The organism is Nocardioides sp. Iso805N, assembly GCF_000364605.1.
Taxonomy (GTDB): domain Bacteria; phylum Actinomycetota; class Actinomycetes; order Propionibacteriales; family Nocardioidaceae; genus Nocardioides.
Genome location: NZ_KB822577.1, coordinates 221,553 through 238,755 on the forward strand (window position 1 = coordinate 221,553; position 17,203 = coordinate 238,755).

Genomic DNA, 17,203 nt, shown 5'->3' on the forward strand with positions numbered 1-17,203 from the left:
CCTGCCAGGCGATAGGGTCGACGGCCGTGAAGACCCTTGTGATCGGCACCGGCGGCCGCGAGCACGCGCTGGCCCTCAAGCTCGCCCAGGACGCCGAGGTGCATGCCGCACCGGGCAACCCCGGTATCGGTCTGATCGCCACGCTCCATGACGTCGACGCGATGTCCGGTGAGTCCATCGCGGCGCTGGCGACCGAACTCGGCGCCGGCCTCGTCGTGGTCGGCCCCGAGGCCCCTCTGGTCGCGGGTGTCGCCGATCTCGTCCGTGCCGCCGGCATCCCGGTCTTCGGGCCTTCGCGGGAGGCGGCGCAGCTCGAGGGCTCGAAGGCGTTCTCGAAGTCGGTGATGGCCGCAGCGGGAGTCCCGACCGCCGGCTCGCGGGTGTGCCGCACCGCCGAGGAGGTGGCAGCGGCCCTCGACGAGTTCGGTGCGCCGTACGTCGTCAAGGACGATGCACTCGCCGCCGGCAAGGGCGTCGTCGTCACGCGTGACCGCGACGAGGCGGCGGCGCATGCTGCGGCCTGCGAGACCGTCGTCATCGAGGAGTTCCTGGATGGCCCCGAGGTCTCGCTGTTCGCGGTCTGCGACGGCGAGCGCGCCTACGCCCTGCAGCCGGCCCAGGACTTCAAGCGGATCTTCGACGGCGGCCGCGGCCCGAACACGGGTGGGATGGGCTCCTACACGCCGCTGACCTGGGCTCAGTCCGACCTCGCGGAGGTAGTGATCGCGACGGTCGTCGAGCCGACGCTTGCCGAGATGCGGCGCCGCGGAGCCCCCTTCGTCGGCTGCCTCTACGTCGGACTCGCGCTCACCGCGAGGGGCCCGAAGGTGATCGAGTTCAACTGCCGCTTCGGCGACCCCGACATCCAGCCCGTGCTCGCGGTGCTGGACTCCTCGCTCAGCGCGCTGCTGCACGCGGCCGCGACGGGCGCGCTGGACTCGGTGCCGGCGCCCGTCTTCCGGGACGAGGCGGCGGTCACGGTCGTGCTCGCCTCCGCCGGCTACCCCGAGTCGTCCTCGTCGGGGGACGTCATCAGCGGTGTCGAGGACGCCGCGGCCACAGGCGCTGACGTCATACACGCAGGTACGGCGCTGGACGGCGACGGTCGGCTGGTCACCGCGGGCGGGCGTGTCCTCGCCGTACGTGCGGGTGGGGCTGATGTCGCCGCGGCGCGGGCCAACGCCTATGCCGCGGCCGGGCTGATCAGCTTCGAGGGGATGCAGCGGCGTAGTGACATCGCCGCGGAGCCGCTCGGCGTGGTCGAGGGTGCTTCGCTGCGCTGATCCGAACCCGGGCTCAGGGCTCAGGTGCTCGGGGGCTCGGGGGCTCGCGGGCTCCGGCCACGGGCCAAGGGCCAGTTCGGGCATGGGTAAAGGGGCACGCTCGTGCCCCTATGCCCATGTCGCTCAAGCGATGCCTGCCTGACGCCGGCCAGCGCTCGGGCGCTCACCGGGCGGCTTATCCACAGCTCCGAACCGACGGCTAGTGGCGGAGGCGGGTGCGCCGAACGTTCGCCGCATGGACCTCAGCGGACGTCAGGCAGCGCTGCTGCTGACGCTGCCGCCCACCTCGCTCACTCAGCGATCTGCACGACGGGTGCTGGCGTGCGGCCTTGCCGGCACGCCGCGGATCGGCGGCAGTACGTGGCTCTATGACGATGATGCGATCTCCGCGCTCCGAGCCCGGCCGACCATCGGCGCGCAGGAGTGCGCGCGGCGCTTCCCCCATGGGATCTTCGTCAGCCGACGACAAGTCGACGTGCGATGGCCTTCGGCGCAACGACGCCAGACTCTCGGTCGCGGCTGGCCGATCGGGCTGGTGACCCAGCTGCTCATCGTCGCCCGTCTCGCCACCGACGGCTTCCTGCCCCTGGTCGCCACGGTCGGAGGCTTCGTCGTTGACGGGTTCGACGTCACCGGCGTTGCCATGTCGGGCGGCGGCGACGGCAACGACGGCACCACGCACGACTTCACCCTCGCGGACCCGGGCGAGTGGTTCGACCAGCTCCGCGAGACCCGGGTGCCGACCGGACGGGGCCGGGAGTGGACGATGCCGGGCTGGGAAGCCCCGCGGAAGCTACGGCTCAGCGGTGCCTGACCGCGCGAAGTGGTCGCGTTGGCAGTCCTCGCCGTTCGAATGGGAGAATGACCCACCGTGACCGTCCCGAACGTCCTCGCCACCCGCTACGCCGCCGACGACCTGGCCCGGATCTGGAGCCCGGAGCACAAGATCGTGCTCGAGCGGCAGCTCTGGATCGCCGTCCTGAAGGCACAGCGCGACCTCGGCATCGACGTACCGGGCGGAGTGGTCGAGGCCTACGAGAAGGTCGTCGACCAGGTCGACCTCGCGAGCATCGCGGCGCGGGAGCGTGTCACCCGGCACGACGTGAAGGCACGGATCGAGGAGTTCTCCGACCTCGCCGGGCATGAGCACATCCACAAGGGCATGACCTCACGTGACCTGACCGAGAACGTCGAGCAGCTCCAGGTCCTGACCTCGCTGCGGATCATCCGCGATCGCGCCGTCGCTGCGCTGGCCCGGCTCGGCCGCCTGGCCGCCGAGCACGAGGCCACCGTGATGGCCGGCCGCTCGCACAACGTGGCCGCGCAGGCGACCACGCTCGGCAAGCGGTTCGCGACCGTCGCCGACGAGATGCTGGTCGGTCTCGACCGGGTCGAGAACCTGATCTCCCGCTATCCGCTGCGCGGCATCAAGGGCCCGATGGGTACGGCGCAGGACATGCTCGACCTGCTCGATGGCGACGAGACCAAGCTGGAGCAGCTGGAGGCGCGCGTGGCTCAGCATCTCGGCTTCGCCGACGTCTTCACCAGCGTCGGCCAGGTCTACCCGCGCTCGCTGGACTTCGACACCGTCTCGGCGCTGGTGCAGCTCTCGGCCGGTCCGTCCAACCTGGCCACCACGATCCGTCTCATGGCCGGGAACGAGCTGGTCACCGAGGGCTTCAAGGAGGGTCAGGTCGGCTCGTCGGCGATGCCGCACAAGATGAACTCCCGCTCCTGCGAGCGGGTCAACGGCCTCTCGGTGGTGCTTCGGGGCTACCTCAGCATGATCGGCGAGCTCGCCGGCGACCAGTGGAACGAGGGCGACGTCTCCGACTCCGTCGTACGCCGCGTCGCCCTGCCCGACGCGTTCTTCGCCGCCGACGGCCTGTTCCAGACCTTCCTCACTGTGCTGGACGAGTTCGGCGCCTTCCCGGCGGTGATCCAGCGCGAGCTGGACCGCTACCTGCCCTTCCTCTCGACCACCAAGGTGCTGATGGCGGCGGTGCGCAACGGCGTGGGCCGCGAGGCCGCGCACGAGGCGATCAAGGAGGCGGCCGTCGGTACTGCTCTGGCGATGCGCCAGGGCCAGGCCGAGAACGACGTCTTCGCCAAGCTCGCCGCCGATCCCCGTCTGGGCCTGACCCAGGAGCAGCTCGCCGGCCTGGTGGCCGAGCCGATCACCTTCACCGGCGCCGCCGTCGCCCAGGTGCAGGCGGTGGTGCGCCGGGTCGAAGCGGTCGCCGCGGCGCATCCTGAGGCGGCTGACTACCAGCCCGGGGAGATCCTCTAGCCGGTGGTCTCACGTCGAGACGCCTCACCCATCGGGTCCCCGGGGGCCGAGCGAGTCGAGACCATCGTCGTCGCAGCGGTGGTGCTGCGCGACGATGCGGGCCGGGTGCTGAGCGTGCGCAAGCGCGGCACCAGCCGGTTCATGCTGCCCGGCGGGAAGCCGGAGCCCGGCGAGACGCCGGGCCAGACCGCCGTACGCGAGGTCGCCGAGGAGCTCGGTGCCGCACTCGATCCGGCACAGCTGGTGCTGCTGGGCGAGTTCGAGGCCGCGGCCGCCAACGAGCCTGGACACGTCGTACGCTCGACCGTCTTCACGCACCCGGCGCGCGTCGTCGCGGTGGTGGCGGCCGAGATCGAGGAACTGCGCTGGGCGACCCTCGACGAGCTCGAGACCGATCCGGCCGTCGCCGAGCTGACCAGCCGACGGGTGGTCCCGGCGTTGCGCGCGATCTGAGAGGCCTCAGTTCGTCGGCATGGACGGGTTCGGCACCCGTCGGTCAGGACCCGGCAGCAGCAGCGGTGCCTCCGTGGCCCAGTACGTCGCGAAGGCCTCGGCCGGCATCGGCTTGCTGATCAGGAACCCCTGGATCAGGGGACAGCCCATCTCCTCCAGCAGCGCGCGTTGCTCGACGGTCTCGACGCCCTCGGCGACGGCCGTGATGCCGCAGGCGGCTGCGAGCCGGATCACCGCGGCGACGATCTCGGTGTCGACCGCGTTGTCGCCGAGCCCTGCGAGGAACGTGCGGTCCACCTTGACCACGTCGACCGGGAACTGCTTGAGGTAGGACAGTGAGGAGTAGCCGGTGCCGAAGTCATCGATGGCGAGCTGCAGCCCGAGCCGCTTGAGCTGGCGCAGCGAGGTGATCGCTGCCTCGGCGTCGCGCATGATCACCGTTTCGGTGATCTCCAGGCACAGCTGCTCGGGCCGAAGCTCGGTGCGCTTGAGAACCTCACCGATCTCGCCGACGATGTTGGGCCTGCTGAGCTGGTGGGCGGAGAGGTTGACGCTGATCTCCAGCGGCGGCAGCTCGGGGTGGGCGAGTGTCCACTCCTGCGCCTGCCGGCAGGCCTCCTCCATCACCCATGCCCCGAGCGGCACGATCAGGCCGGTCTCCTCGGCGAGCGGGATGAAGGTGTGCGGGGCCATCAGGCCGTCGGTGGAGTTCCAGCGCACCAGCGCCTCGGCACCGACGGCCTCGCCGGTGAGGGTGTCGACCAGCGGCTGGTAGTGCAGCACGAACTCCTGGTGGTCGAGAGCACGCCGCAACGCACCCTCCATCTCCAGCCTCGCGCGTGGGTTCTCGGCGCCCTCCGGCGCGAAGACCCGGTACTGCCCCTTGCCGGCCGCCTTGGCCATGTACGCCGCGGAGTCGGCCGCAGCGACCAGCTCTTCGCGCGAGCCGGCCTGATCCGAGGTCGCGATGCCGATCGAGGCGCTGACGAACAGCTCGTGACCGTCCACGATGCAACCGTTGGCCAGGGCTTCGAGGATCCGCTGTGCGATGGACGTGGCGTGGTGGACGTCGGTGACGTCCTCGAGCAGGATGGCGAACTCGTCACCGCCGAGCCGTGCGCAGGTGTCCTCGCGGCGCAGCGAGCGGCGCAGGATGTGGGCCACCTGGACCAGCAGCGAGTCGCCGGCCGGGTGGCCGTAGGAGTCGTTGACCAGCTTGAACCGGTCGAGGTCGACCATCAGGAGCGCGCTCTTGGTGTGGTGGCGCTCGGCCAGCAGCAGGGCGTGGTCGAGCCTGTCCTCGAAGAGGCGTCGGTTGGGCAGGTAGGTCAGCGGGTCGTGGAAGGCGAGGTAGGTGAGCTTCTCCTCGAACGCCTTGCGCTCGGTGATGTCGTGGATGACCAGCACGACGCCGGTCTGCGGCTCGGTCAGCCCGGTCGCGGTGAAGGAGACGGGGGTCCGCGCATCGCCGGCGAGGAGGACCGCGTCGGTGTCGCGCTTGCCGCTGTGCGAGCCGGCCAGCGCGGTGAGGTCGACGGGGCCGTCGTGGCCGGTCAGTCCGAACACGTGGTCGGCGACACGGCCGACCAGGTCCTCGCAGCCGACGAGGCGCTGCGAGGCCGGGTTGGCGAAGGTGACGACGCCGGAGGCATCGATGGCCAGCACGCCCTCGCTCTGGCTGTCGGTGATCGCCGACATGTGTGCGAGCAGGCGTGCGTTGCGTAGCGCCGCACTGCCGACGGTCGCCAGCGTGCTCAGGGCCGAGCGCTCGCTGTCGAGCCAGGAGCCGCCGCCGATGCGATCGACGACCTGGAGCGTGATGTCATCGACGTTCGCCTGCAGCGCACCGGGCGGGCACGGGGTGCTCGGGTCGACCAGCACCGCCTCACGCGCGTGCAGCACCGACATCGCGGAGCTGAGCAGCTGCTCGCGGACTGCCTCCGGATCGTCGGAGTTCCGCACGGCGACGACCGCCTCGCGTAGTGCCTCCGCGGCGAGCCGCGCCTGCCGCTGGACCACGACCGCGACGTACGCACGCTCCACGGTCAGACCGAGGGCGATCGCGGGTATGGCCATCCAGGGGTGCTCGGCCACCGCGACGCCGGCGACGATGCCGAACAGAAGGGCGCCGAAGTTGGCGACCTCACGGCTGCGCCACTGCTCCCACAGACCGCGGATCAGCGAATGGCCGGTGGCCAGGCGGACGATGGCGGCGACCGCTACCGAGGAGACGGCGGCGAAGACGAGGCCACCGCACCCACCGGCGACGATGGCCATCGGCGTGATCGGTTCGCCGGGACCGGCGCCGCCGGCCCGGGCCACCGCATAGCCGAGAAGACAGGCGAGCACGGTCTGGCCGACATTGAAGAGCACCTTGACCGCCGCGCGTCGAGCGAGGAGGTTGCCGACCAGTGAAGCGACGGCAACGGCGGCGCCCACCTCGACGGGGCTGAGCATGAGCACCATCGGGAGGAAGAGCGCCTCGTCCAGGTGATCGGACTCGATGCCGCCGTGACGGTGCACCAGGCGGTTGGGGCGGATGTGCGTGAACGCGAGGAGAGCCGTCAGCACCAGCAGTGCCACAGGATCGGCGAACGCGTCCCCGTGCGCATTTGCCCCGGCGAAGGCGATGACCACCACCGCCGCGACGGCCACCGAGATGCACACGATGGCGAGGCCGCGCGAGGAGAGCACGCGCGGCTGGTCGGTGAGCTGTGGATCCGCGGAGGTGCGGTCATCGACCGCCGCGGCACGCCCCTCGGACTCCGGAACATGCCGCCCTCCCAACGCGGCCGAGCCCGCAGGGTCCGAGGACCCTGCGGGCTGCCGTGACGGTGGGATCAGTTCCATGCAGTGGACCAGAATCCCATCGAGGTCCAGGCGATGCTGTTCCAGGCGGTGGAGTTCCAGGCGGTGGAGTTCCAGGCGGTGCTGTTCCAGGCGGTGGAGTTCCAGGCGGTGGAGTTCCAGGCGGTGGAGTTCCAGGCGGTGGAGTTCCACGCCGCGTCGTTCCAGGCGGTGGAGTTCCAGGCAGTGCTGTTCCACGCCGTGGAGTTCCAGGCGGTCGAGTCACCGCCGGTCGGCTTGCCGGCGTCAGCCAGCGAGCCCTGGGAGGCGGCAACGGAACCGGAACCGTCCGAAGTGTCCAGGCCCTTGTTGGGAGACGGCGCCGTGTCGGCGGCGAGGAGGGCAGGAATGTTGAGCTCGCCCTGACCCTGGGCAGTGGTCGGCGCATCCGGCAGCGGCACCGCGCTGCGCATCAGCATGCCCTTGATGTGGTTGTTGGTCAGGTTGGGTCGCTGCTGGAGCAGGAGTGCGACCGCGCCGGCGACCTGAGGAGCGGCGAACGACGTACCGCTACCGCGGAAGTAGCTCGACCCGACCTCGGAGTCGGGGTAGGTGGTGTCGACCGTCGAACCCGGCGAGCGGCTCGAGACGATGTGGGTGCCGGGAGCGACCAGATCGGGCTTGGCGAGTCCGGCCGCGGTCGGACCGGTGGAGGAGAAGGGCGCGATGGAGTCGTCGTCGGTCCCCAGCGTGGTGCCGTCGTCGCTCGCGCCGACCGTGATCACGTACGGGTCGTCGGCCGGCTTCCCGATGCCGCCGCTTCCGTTGTTGCCAGCCGCGACAGTGACGACCAGGCCGGCGCGCCACGCGCCCTCGACGGCCGCGTCGAGGGGGTCGATCCGCCAGTCCTGGGTGGAGTCGGTGCCCAGTGAGAGGTTGAGCACGCGGATGTTGTCCTTGGCGGCGTGGTTGACTGCCCATTGCACGGCGGTGATCACCCGCAGGACGTCGCTGGAGCCGTCCGCACCGGCCACCTTGAGGGCGACCAGGTTCGCGCCAGGTGCGACACCCTTGATCGCGCCCTCGGAGCCCGTACCGGAGCCGGCGATCGTGCCGGCGACGAAGGTGCCGTGCCCGAAGCTGTCGGTGGTGTAGCTGCCCTCACCGGAGAAGTCGTAGCCATCGATGACCTTGCCAGCCAGGTCACCGGTGTCGCTGATGCCGGTGTCGATCACCGCGACGCCGACGCCCTTGCCGTCGATGCCGTTCGCCCAGGCGCTGGTGGCACCGTCGACCTGGGGATAGATTGCCGAGGCGTCGTGGCTGTCCTGGCCCCAGTCGGCGTCGGCGACGCTGACAGGCACGTTCTCGGTGACGTTCAGGCCGAGGGCGATGAGCTGGGCACGCTCGGCGGCGCTCGCCTTCACCGAGAAGCCGCGGATGACCGGCAGGTCGGTGAAGCTGCTGTCGTGTCGCACCAGTTGCTTGCCCTGCAGCACGGCGGCCGCGGATCCGGTCACCAGGATAGTGGTGGTGGGCCCGCTCGAGGTGGCGGTCACTGACGGCACCCGGTCCGGGGCGGCCGCGTGGGCCGCGGGAGCCACGCCCAGGGAGAGGGTGAGGGTAACGAGGGTCGGAACGGCTCGGCGGAGCCGGCGCTGGAGAGGAAGCACGGTGATCGATCCTCTTTTCTTGCGCCCGTCACAGGAGACGTGCGCGTGGATTTGGGGCGGTGACGCGCGTTCCGCCTACCTGTTCAGATCGGCTGGTGGCGAATGAATCCTAGGGCGGAACGTAAAGATTCGGGGGTCCCGATTTCTAGTGATTCCACCCCAGTGCCGGGCCATCTGGGACTCGCTCATTTCGTTGCCGATCTGAGGGCGGCCGTTGCCGTCCTGACGGTGAGATGTGGCACTTTTCTGGCTCAGAAACGGGCACGTGCTGCCGAGGAACCGGCACCCGGGACCGCACGTCGGAGATAGCCCCTACCCCAGGCCCTACCCCAGGCCCTACCCCAGGCCCTACCGGACCACTCCTGCCTCAGCGGGCCGCGAGCAGGGCGTCGATCTTGGCCTCGAGCCGCTGGATGTCCTGGACCGTCGCGGACTCCTCGCCGGGCTTGAGGGTGACGACGATCGCGCCGCCCGGCTCGATCGAGATCTCTTCGACCTCCTCGACCCGGTTGGCGTTCTGACGGCGCAGCGCCGCTTCGACGTCGGCGCGGCGCAAACCCTCGGCTCGCAGAGCCTCGTCCTCCCAGTGCCCGTCACGGGCGAGCACCGTCGCGGTGCCCTCGAGGAGTCGCGCCAGCCGATCCGAGCGGCGCATGGAGCGCACCACGATCGCGTTGGCGCCGACCAGCACGAACGCGCCGATCACACCGCCGAGCAACGAGTTGTCCGGCCCGATGATGGCGTTCTGCACGACGTTGGACAGCAGCAGCATCACGACCAGGTCGAAGGCGTTGAGCTGGGCAAGGTCGCGCTTGCCGAAGAGTCGCAGGATGACGGCCAGGACCAGGTAGACCACCACCGTGCGGATGACCTTGTCGCCGAGCGGGGTCTGGACGTGCATCAGCTCATTCCACATGCCGGCCATCGTCGCGATCCGCGGGTGGCTTGTCGACAATCCGATTGTCGATCTCGCTGGTCGACTAAAGTGGCGACATGTCGATCACAGCGCTGCCCACCCTGCCCTCGTACGACGGTGCAGAGGTCGTCATCGAGGCACCGGGTGACGGGCCGGGGAACTGGGCCGGCGCGGCGAGCGCGATCCTGGTCGATGGCGTCTACTGGCTGACCTGGCGCAATCGCCGCCCGCTCGCCGAGGGACGCGGCGTGACGGTCGACGTCGCCCGCTCGACCGACGGCGTCCACTTCGAGACGGTCGCCGAGGTCAGCCGCGACATCTTCGGTTGCGAGTCGCTGGAACGGCCGGTGCTGATCGCGCTGCCCGAGGGCGGGTGGAGGCTCTACCTTTCCTGCGCCACCTGGAACTCCAAGCACTGGTGGGTCGACAGCCTCACCGCGGCGACCCCTGAGGAGCTGCCGCAGGGCAGCCGTCAGGTCGTGCTGGCGGGCGACGACGTCGAGGCGGTCAAGGACCCGGTGATCACGGCCGGTGCCGACGGCTGGGAGATGTGGCTGTGCTGCCACCCGCTCACCGAGCCCGGTCACGAGGATCGGATGACCACCCGCCGGCTGACCTCGGTCGACGGTCTGACCTGGGACGACCACGGCGTCGTCCTGGCCGGACGTGCGGGGGAGTGGGACGAGCGCGGCGCCCGCGTCACCACCCCGATCGGCACCGACCTCTACCTGTACGACGGGCGGCCGGATGCGGCGTCCAACTGGTTCGAGACCACCGGCGTGGCGCGCTGGGACGGCAGCCGGCTGGTGCCGGAGGCCGAGATCGCCCCGATCACCTCGCCGCACTCCGACGGGGCATTCCGCTATGCCGCCGCCGTACCCCTCCCGGACGGTCGGATCCGCTACTACGTCGAGGCCGCCAGGCCCGACGGCGCCCACGACCTGGTCACCGTCGTGCGCTGAGCGGAAGGCATCCGCCGAGTCTGTAGAAATGTCCGCCGAGCCTGTAGAGACGTCCGCCGAGCCTGTCGAGGCGCCTCGACAGGCTCGGCGACCGTTACGCGGTGGCGCGCTGCCGGAACGAGCCTCGGCTCACCGGCGAGAGCCACTGCGAGAAGTCCTGCCCCGTCATGTCGGTGAGCAGGCCGATGTCGTCGGCGAAGACGTCGATCAGCGAGGAGCGCTGCTCCTCGCTCAGCAGCGGGCGGTGCGCCTCGCCGGATCCGCCCAGCTGCCGGATCAACGGAGGCGCGGCGCGGCGCCACACCTGCGGCGGTGCGAACTGCCCGAGCCACGCTCCACCTCGCACGACCGGCCCGAGCGCGCGGGTGCGCCAGCTCGGCTCGACATAGGTCCGGGCGTTGTCGCTCGGGATCTCACCGACGTGGCCGGTCGTGATGCCGAGGAACGAGCTCGCCCGGTCGACGGCCCCGCACGGGTCTTCGATCAGCTCGCGGTAGCGCATCACCAGCACCCGGTCGGGGTCGACGTACCGGAAGAGGTGTTGCAGCTGCTCGCCGTAGCAACCGAGCTCGCGGTAGCGCCAGAACGGCGCGTAGCCGTCGTGGATCCGTCGAGGCTCCATCCTGAAGGCCTTGAGGAAGTCCGGCACCGGCTCGAGGCCGTCGCACCACAGGTGCATCCAGTTGGAGTAGGCCCGGTCGATCGGGTCGCGCACCACCGCGATCAGCCGTACGTCGGGCAGCGCCTCGGCGATGCGCCGGTGGGCGCCGCGACTCCACAGGTAGAACGGCGTCGACTCGCCGCGCACGTGATGCGCCGGGGCCTCGGCGAAGAGCGCTTCGTAGTCGCTGCGCCGCCAGACCCATTCCTGTTGCGAGTGCTTGTCCCCGGGCCCGCGCCAGTGCGGCGGCGGGGCCTGGTCGCAGAGGAAGTACTTCGGCTCCTTCGGCGAGCTCATGAACACCTCCGGATGGCGTGCCAGCGCGCTGTGCAGCGCGGTCGTGCCCGCCTTCGGCGCTCCGACGATCAGGAAGTCGGGACGCGGCGCTCGCGTGCTGATGCTCACCTTGGCACCCCCAAAGTTAAGTGGTGTGAGCCAGTGTACTAACTCCATAAGGGCATTGAGGCGAAGATCTTCTAGGCTGTTCCCGTGCCCGAGCTGAACATTCCCCCCGCTCCTGCGATCGAGGGTGCTCGGCACCTGCACAGCGGCAAGGTCCGTGACCTCTACGAGCTCACCGACGGCGAGTACGCCGGTCAGCTCCTCATGGTGGCCAGCGACCGGATCTCGGCGTTCGACTACGTGCTCGACACCACCATCCCGGGCAAGGGCGAGATCCTGACCCGGATGTCGCTGTGGTGGTTCGACCAGCTGTCGGAGATCGTGCCGAACCACGTCATCTCCACCGACGTCCCTGAGGCGGTCAAGGGCCGTGCGGTGATCTGCCAGAAGCTGCAGATGTTCCCGGTCGAGTGCGTGGCGCGCGGCTACCTCACCGGTTCGGGTCTGCTCGACTATCGCGAGCGTGGCGAGGTCTGCGGGATCCCGCTACCGGCCGGGCTGGTCGACGGCAGTCGGCTGCCCGAGCCGATCTTCACCCCGGCCACCAAGGCGGCCGTCGGCGACCACGACGAGAACGTCTCCTACGAGCACGTCGCCCGCGAGATCGGGCACACCGACGCCGCCGAGCTGCGCCGGCTGACCCTCGAGGTCTACACCCGCGCCGACGAGATCGCCCGCGGCGTGGGGCTGATGCTGGCGGACACGAAGTTCGAGTTCGGCATGCGCAACGACCACGAGCGCGACTTCGGTGGGGGCAAGCCCGCGATCGTGCTCGCCGACGAGGTGCTCACGCCCGACTCCTCCCGGTTCTGGTCCCTGGAGGAGTGGAAGCCGGGGCAGTCGCAGCCGTCGTACGACAAGCAGATCGTGCGCGACTGGCTCCTCGACAACTGGGACAAGGGCTCGGGTCAGCGCCCTCCGGCGCTCCCCAAGGAGATCGTGGAGCGCACCCGCACCCGCTACATCGAGGCCTTCGAGCGGCTTACCGGCGAGCGGTTCTGAGCGCTGCTGGACCACCGCGATCCTGGCTCATGTGACTGGCGAGTAGGTTGCTTGCACACGTGCCAACGCGATGGAGGAGACATGAGCGCGTACAACCTCAGCGACCTGCTCGAGCGCGGAGCTGCAGACCATCCCGAGCGGGATGCGATCGTCATCGGCGAGACCCGTCTGACCTACGCCCAGGTCGACGGCCTCGCCAACCAGGTCGCCAACACGCTTCAGGCCCGCGGCATCGGACCGGGTGACAAGGTCGCACTGACGAGCCCCAACACGCCGTACTTCACCATCGTCTACTTCGGCATCCTCAAGGCCGGTGCCGTAGTCGTGCCGCTCAACGTGCTGTTGAAGGGCCGCGAGGTCGCCTACCACCTGACCGACTCCGAGGCGAAGGCGTTCTTCTGCTTCGAGGGCACCCCCGAGCTGCCCACCGGCGCCGACGGCTGGGCCGGCTTCAACCAGGCCGAGACCTGCGAGCACTTCTTCCTGATCACCGCCGACCCGATGGCGGCCTCCTCCATCGAGGGCAGCCCCGAGAATCCGGTGCAGACGCTCTTCGGCGCGATCGGCCAGCAGCCGTCGGTCTTCGAGACGGTGGCGACCGACGAGGACGACACCGCCGTCATCCTCTACACCTCCGGCACCACCGGCCAGCCCAAGGGCGCCGAGCTGCGGCACCGCAACCTGCGCGACAACGCGCAGATCGGTGCGACCGCCTTCGGTGCGAGCACCGAGCACCCCGACACCTTCCTCGCCGTACTCCCGCTCTTCCACGCGTTCGGGCAGACCGTCGTGCAGAACGGCGCGCTCGCGTACGGCGGCACCATCGTGATGCTGCCGCGCTTCGAGGCCCGTGCCGCGCTCGGCCTGATGCTGAAGGAGAAGGTCTCCTTCTTCGCCGGCGTGCCGACGATGTACTGGGGCCTGCTCGGCGCGCTCGACGAGACGGTGGACGTGACGGCGCTGAAGGCCAACCTCCGTGCTGCGGTCTCGGGCGGATCGGCGCTGCCGGTGGAGATCCACAAGGAGTTCGAGGCTCGCTTCGGCGTCACGATCATGGAGGGCTACGGCCTCTCCGAGACCTCGCCGGTGGCGTCGTTCTCGGTCTGGGGCGAGCCCGCACGGCCCGGCTCGATCGGCATGCCGGTGGTGGGCTGCGAGCTGGAGCTGATCGACCCGCAGAGCTGGGACCCGATCGCCTGGGACGAGCACGCGGTGGGCGAGATCGCGATCCGCGGCACCAACGTGATGAAGGGCTACTACAAGCGCCCCGAGGCGACCGCCGCGGCGATCAGTCCGGACGGCTGGTTCCGCTCCGGCGACCTCGGCAGGCGCGACGCCGACGGCTGGTACTACATCGTGGACCGCACCAAGGACCTCATCATCCGCGGCGGCTACAACGTCTACCCGCGCGAGATCGAGGAGGTGCTGATGACGCACCCCGCCGTCTCGCTCTCGGCGGTGATCGGCGTGCCGAGCGAGGTGCACGGCGAGGAGATCAAGGCGTTCGTGATCCTCAAGCCGGGCGCCAGCGCGACGGGCGAGGACATCGTCGCGTGGTGCAAGGAGAACATGGCCAACTACAAGTACCCGCGGGTCGTGCAGATCGTCCCGTCGCTGCCGATGACCGCGACGGGGAAGATCCTCAAGCGCGAGCTGAGCTGAGAGCGTCGAGGGGTCACTTTCCGCACGTTGAGTGTCCAGCGAGCTGGACACTCGACCCGCGGAAAGTGACCTCTCGACTATGTGGCTCAGGCGAAGGGGTTGGGCAGCGCGCCCGGAAGCTTCGCCAGCACCTCGCGCGCCTGGGCTGCGACCTTGTGCTCGACCAGCACCTCGTACTTCGTCGCGATCACCTGGGTGACGGAGGCGAAGTCGCGCTGTCCACGGCTCATCGCGAAGCCGACCAGCGACCAGACCAGGCCGAAGACGAGGCCGAGCAGCATCGTGGAGACGATCTCGGCGACGGCGTTGGCGGTGCCGAAGAAGCTGAACAGGATGCCCACGAACAGTCCCAGCCACAGGCCCGAGATGGCGCCGCTGAGGGCGACCCGTCCGGTGGTGAGGCGGCCGGTGATCCGCTCCATCTGCTTCAGGTCGGTGCCGACGATCATGCAGTTCTCGACGGGGAATCCCTCGTCGGAGAGGAAGTCGACGGTCTTCTGCGCGGTCGCATAGTCGTCGTACGTCGCCAGTGACTGGGGGAACTGCAGGCGGAACCGGGCGGCGCCCAGTGCGGACTGCACGGCAGGATTGCTCATGCCCCCCAGTGTGCCGGATAGAATCCGCGCCATGCCTCGAGTCGTCGTCGACGTCATGCCCAAGCCCGAGATCCTCGACCCGCAGGGGAAGGCTGTTCTCGGTGCTCTGCCGCGGCTCGGCTTCTCCGGGATCAGCGAGGTCCGCCAGGGCAAGCGCTTCGAGCTGGAGGTGCCCGAGGTGACCGACGAGGTCCTGGCCGAGATCGAGAAGATCGCCGACACCTTCCTGGCCAACACGGTCATCGAGAACTACACCGTCCGGGTGGACCAGAAGTGAAGATCGGCGTCGTCACCTTCCCGGGCACGCTCGACGACGTCGACGCCGCCCGCGCGGTCCGCATCGGAGGCAACGAGGCAGTGGCGCTGTGGCACGGCGACCACGACCTCAAGGGCGTGGACGCGGTGATCCTGCCCGGTGGCTTCTCCTACGGCGACTACCTGCGCTGCGGCGCGATCTCGCGGTTCTCGCCGGTGATGGCCGAGGTGATCGAGGCCGCCGGCAAGGGCATGCCCGTGCTCGGCATCTGCAACGGCTTCCAGATCCTGTGCGAGTCGCACCTCCTCCCGGGTGCGCTGATCCGCAACGAGCACCGCAAGTTCGTCTGCCGGGACCAGCGTCTCCGGATCGAGAACAACCGGACGTCCTGGACCTCGACGTACGCCGAGGGTGCCGAGGTGACCATCGTGCTCAAGAACGGTGAGGGTGGCTTCGTCGCTGACGGCGAGACCCTCGACCGGCTCGACGGGGAGGGCCGGGTCGTGGCCCGCTACCTCGACGGCAACCCGAACGGATCGCTGCGCGACATCGCGGGCATCACCAACGAGCGCGGCAACGTCGTCGGCCTGATGCCGCACCCCGAGCATGCCGTGGAGGACCTGACCGGCTCCGGCACCGACGGCCTCGGCTTCTTCGCCGGCGTGGTCGAGCGCGTCTTCGCCTGAGCACCCGCGCCCCGTACCAAACGGTGGGCGACACGCCGTCGCCGCCACCGTTTCGTACCGGGCGCAGGTGCCTCAGCGCTTGCCTGCGCCGATCATCGCCCAGGTGGTCGCGGCGGCGATCCCCTGGTGCTTGACCCCGAGCTTCTTCTGGTACGCCGTCAGCGCCGTCGCGGTGAGGCTGTCGAAGCGGCCGGTGATGGCGGGCCGCGCGGTCGGCACCGCGATGGTCAGCGCGCGCTGGAGATCGCGGACGGCGCTCGACGCCGAGCCGTACTTCAGCGTCGGTCGGGCGTTGGTGGCGAAGAGCGAGAGCCACAGCTTCTTGTTCCAGGTGCTGGACGTGGTGGCGAACCGGTGAGCGGCACGCCAGCTGTGCACCGCCGCGACCAGCGGCTTGCCGAACTTCGCGTTGACCTTGCCGCGATAGCCCGCACGCTCGGTCAGCAGGCACTTGAGCGCCTTCACGTACGGCTTGCTCGAGGCCGGCACCGTGCTGCCGGGCGCGGGCACCTTGAGGTTCGGGTACGTCGAGAAGTCCACCGGCACGCCGCCGCAGTGCGACTCGGCCGGAGCGGTGCTGCCCTGTCCGACGTCGAGGAAGTCGCGGTCGATGTTGATGGTCACGCCGCCGTAGGTCTCGTTGTGGCCCCCGACGTACTGCTTGACCCGGGCGTGCGGCATCCAGCCGGTGCTGGAGACGTAGGTCGAGGCGGTGTTGGCCTGCTTGTTCCAGTCCGCGATCCAGACCTGGTCGGGCAGCACGTAGGCGGTCGGGGTCGTCTGCCGGACCTGGTCGAGCATCTTCAGCCCCGAGCTGGCGCTGGAGTAGACGCCGGAGAGGTAGCCGTGCGCCTTGATCTCGGTGGTCCAGGCGGACAGGAAGGTCAGCGCCGACTCGCGACAGCTGGTCTTGGTGGAGTCGAACGCCTCCAGGTCGTAGTACATGGTGCTGCCGGGCACCAGGCCCAGGCCGGCCGCGACGCCGAGGGTCTTGTCCGCCTCCGCCTTGCCCTGGGCGGTCGCCGCGGCGTACTTGCCACTGGTCTTGGTGGCGTTGATGACCGGGTCGGTGCCGTAGCGCGGGAAGCGCGTGCTGCAGCTGGCCTGGGGGCCGAGCGTGATCGGCAGCAGCTTCCACCCCTTGGCCAGCTGGGTGCTGACCCAGGTGGCGTTGAGGTTGGTCTGGGTGCGGCAGGCCCGCGAGTTGCCCGAGATGTAGACGCCCACCGCCAGGTACGGCGAGGTCGCCAGCCAGGTGTCCATCGCCGCCTGGCTCGGAGCTTGGCACTGGTCGAAGCCGTAGCCGGTGAAGCTGCCCGGTGTCGGGGGGTTGGTCGAGGCGGTGGCCTTGACCAGTGCGATCGGGGCGGACCCGGCGCGGTGCGGGACGGTGAGCAGGGTGGCGACCAACAGGGCCGCAAGGCCTGCTCCGAGGAGTCGGAGCAGGCCTGCGGCGGTGAGGTTGCGAGGCGAGATGACAGGCATGGCGAGAGCACTCTAAGCACTCCAGTCACACGAGTAACAGGCTTCGCGGTGAACTACATGGATGTAATTAAATGCCTTCTGACCTGGGG

At 69.7% G+C, this 17,203-nt stretch carries 15 protein-coding genes; 9 read left to right on the forward strand and 6 right to left on the reverse strand.

Annotated features, from left to right (window positions below):
- The first annotated feature begins 26 nt into the window (after positions 1-26).
- The 4 genes from purD (at position 27) to H036_RS0108695 (ending at position 4,026) form a co-directional block, all read left to right on the forward strand.
- A complete protein-coding gene (purD, locus tag H036_RS0108680; RefSeq protein ID WP_017934394.1) occupies positions 27-1,283 on the forward strand; it encodes a phosphoribosylamine--glycine ligase in 1,257 nt (418 codons plus the stop codon).
- A 235-nt stretch (positions 1,284-1,518) separates the two neighbouring features.
- A complete protein-coding gene (locus tag H036_RS0108685) occupies positions 1,519-2,097 on the forward strand; it encodes a hypothetical protein (RefSeq protein WP_017934395.1) in 579 nt (192 codons plus the stop codon).
- 57 nt (positions 2,098-2,154) lie between these two features.
- Positions 2,155-3,573: an adenylosuccinate lyase gene (purB, locus tag H036_RS0108690; protein WP_017934396.1), complete on the forward strand. Its 1,419-nt coding sequence runs from the start codon at positions 2,155-2,157 to the stop codon at positions 3,571-3,573.
- A gap of 3 nt (positions 3,574-3,576) precedes the next feature.
- A complete protein-coding gene (locus H036_RS0108695; RefSeq protein WP_017934397.1) occupies positions 3,577-4,026 on the forward strand; it encodes an NUDIX hydrolase in 450 nt (149 codons plus the stop codon).
- Positions 4,027-4,032: 6 nt separating this feature from the next.
- On the opposite strand, the gene H036_RS24335 is transcribed toward H036_RS0108695, so the two are convergent.
- The 3 genes from H036_RS24335 to H036_RS0108710 all read right to left on the reverse strand — a co-directional run bounded on the left by H036_RS24335 (position 4,033) and on the right by H036_RS0108710 (position 9,402).
- Positions 4,033-6,876, reverse strand: coding sequence for a putative bifunctional diguanylate cyclase/phosphodiesterase (locus H036_RS24335; RefSeq protein ID WP_086003706.1), 2,844 nt, complete (start codon positions 6,874-6,876; stop codon positions 4,033-4,035).
- A complete protein-coding gene (locus tag H036_RS22265) occupies positions 6,867-8,486 on the reverse strand; it encodes a S8 family peptidase (RefSeq protein ID WP_017934399.1) in 1,620 nt (539 codons plus the stop codon). The genes H036_RS24335 and H036_RS22265 overlap by 10 nt, the downstream gene beginning before the upstream one ends.
- A 367-nt stretch (positions 8,487-8,853) precedes the next feature.
- Positions 8,854-9,402, reverse strand: coding sequence for a DUF421 domain-containing protein (locus tag H036_RS0108710; protein ID WP_017934400.1), 549 nt, complete (start codon positions 9,400-9,402; stop codon positions 8,854-8,856).
- 77 nt (positions 9,403-9,479) lie between these two features.
- On the opposite strand from H036_RS0108710, the gene H036_RS0108715 reads away from it, so the two are divergent.
- Positions 9,480-10,364: a hypothetical protein gene (locus H036_RS0108715; protein WP_017934401.1), complete on the forward strand. Its 885-nt coding sequence runs from the start codon at positions 9,480-9,482 to the stop codon at positions 10,362-10,364.
- A 94-nt stretch (positions 10,365-10,458) separates the two neighbouring features.
- On the opposite strand, the gene H036_RS0108720 is transcribed toward H036_RS0108715, so the two are convergent.
- Entirely contained in the window at positions 10,459-11,430 is a 972-nt protein-coding gene (locus H036_RS0108720; RefSeq protein WP_017934402.1) for a sulfotransferase family protein, read from the reverse strand.
- Between the two features lie 84 nt (positions 11,431-11,514).
- Between H036_RS0108720 and H036_RS0108725 the strand changes: the two genes are divergently transcribed.
- Positions 11,515-12,429, forward strand: coding sequence for a phosphoribosylaminoimidazolesuccinocarboxamide synthase (locus H036_RS0108725; RefSeq protein WP_017934403.1), 915 nt, complete (start codon positions 11,515-11,517; stop codon positions 12,427-12,429).
- Positions 12,430-12,510: 81 nt separating this feature from the next.
- The gene (locus H036_RS0108730) at positions 12,511-14,091 is read left to right on the forward strand and encodes a long-chain-fatty-acid--CoA ligase (RefSeq protein ID WP_017934404.1); all 1,581 of its coding nucleotides are present in this window, start codon (positions 12,511-12,513) and stop codon (positions 14,089-14,091) included.
- Between the two features lie 86 nt (positions 14,092-14,177).
- Here the strand turns inward: H036_RS0108730 and H036_RS0108735 are convergent, their stop codons facing one another.
- Entirely contained in the window at positions 14,178-14,687 is a 510-nt protein-coding gene (locus H036_RS0108735) for a general stress protein (RefSeq protein WP_017934405.1), read from the reverse strand.
- A gap of 31 nt (positions 14,688-14,718) precedes the next feature.
- On the opposite strand from H036_RS0108735, the gene purS reads away from it, so the two are divergent.
- The gene (gene purS / locus H036_RS0108740) at positions 14,719-14,964 is read left to right on the forward strand and encodes a phosphoribosylformylglycinamidine synthase subunit PurS (protein ID WP_017934406.1); all 246 of its coding nucleotides are present in this window, start codon (positions 14,719-14,721) and stop codon (positions 14,962-14,964) included.
- On the forward strand, positions 14,961-15,629 hold the full coding sequence (gene purQ / locus H036_RS0108745; protein ID WP_017934407.1) for a phosphoribosylformylglycinamidine synthase subunit PurQ: 669 nt from the start codon (positions 14,961-14,963) through the stop codon (positions 15,627-15,629). Before purS ends, purQ begins: the two co-directional genes overlap by 4 nt.
- 72 nt (positions 15,630-15,701) lie before the next feature.
- Here the strand turns inward: purQ and H036_RS24340 are convergent, their stop codons facing one another.
- Entirely contained in the window at positions 15,702-17,114 is a 1,413-nt protein-coding gene (locus H036_RS24340; RefSeq protein ID WP_017934408.1) for a glycoside hydrolase domain-containing protein, read from the reverse strand.
- Between the last annotated feature and the right edge of the window lie 89 nt (positions 17,115-17,203).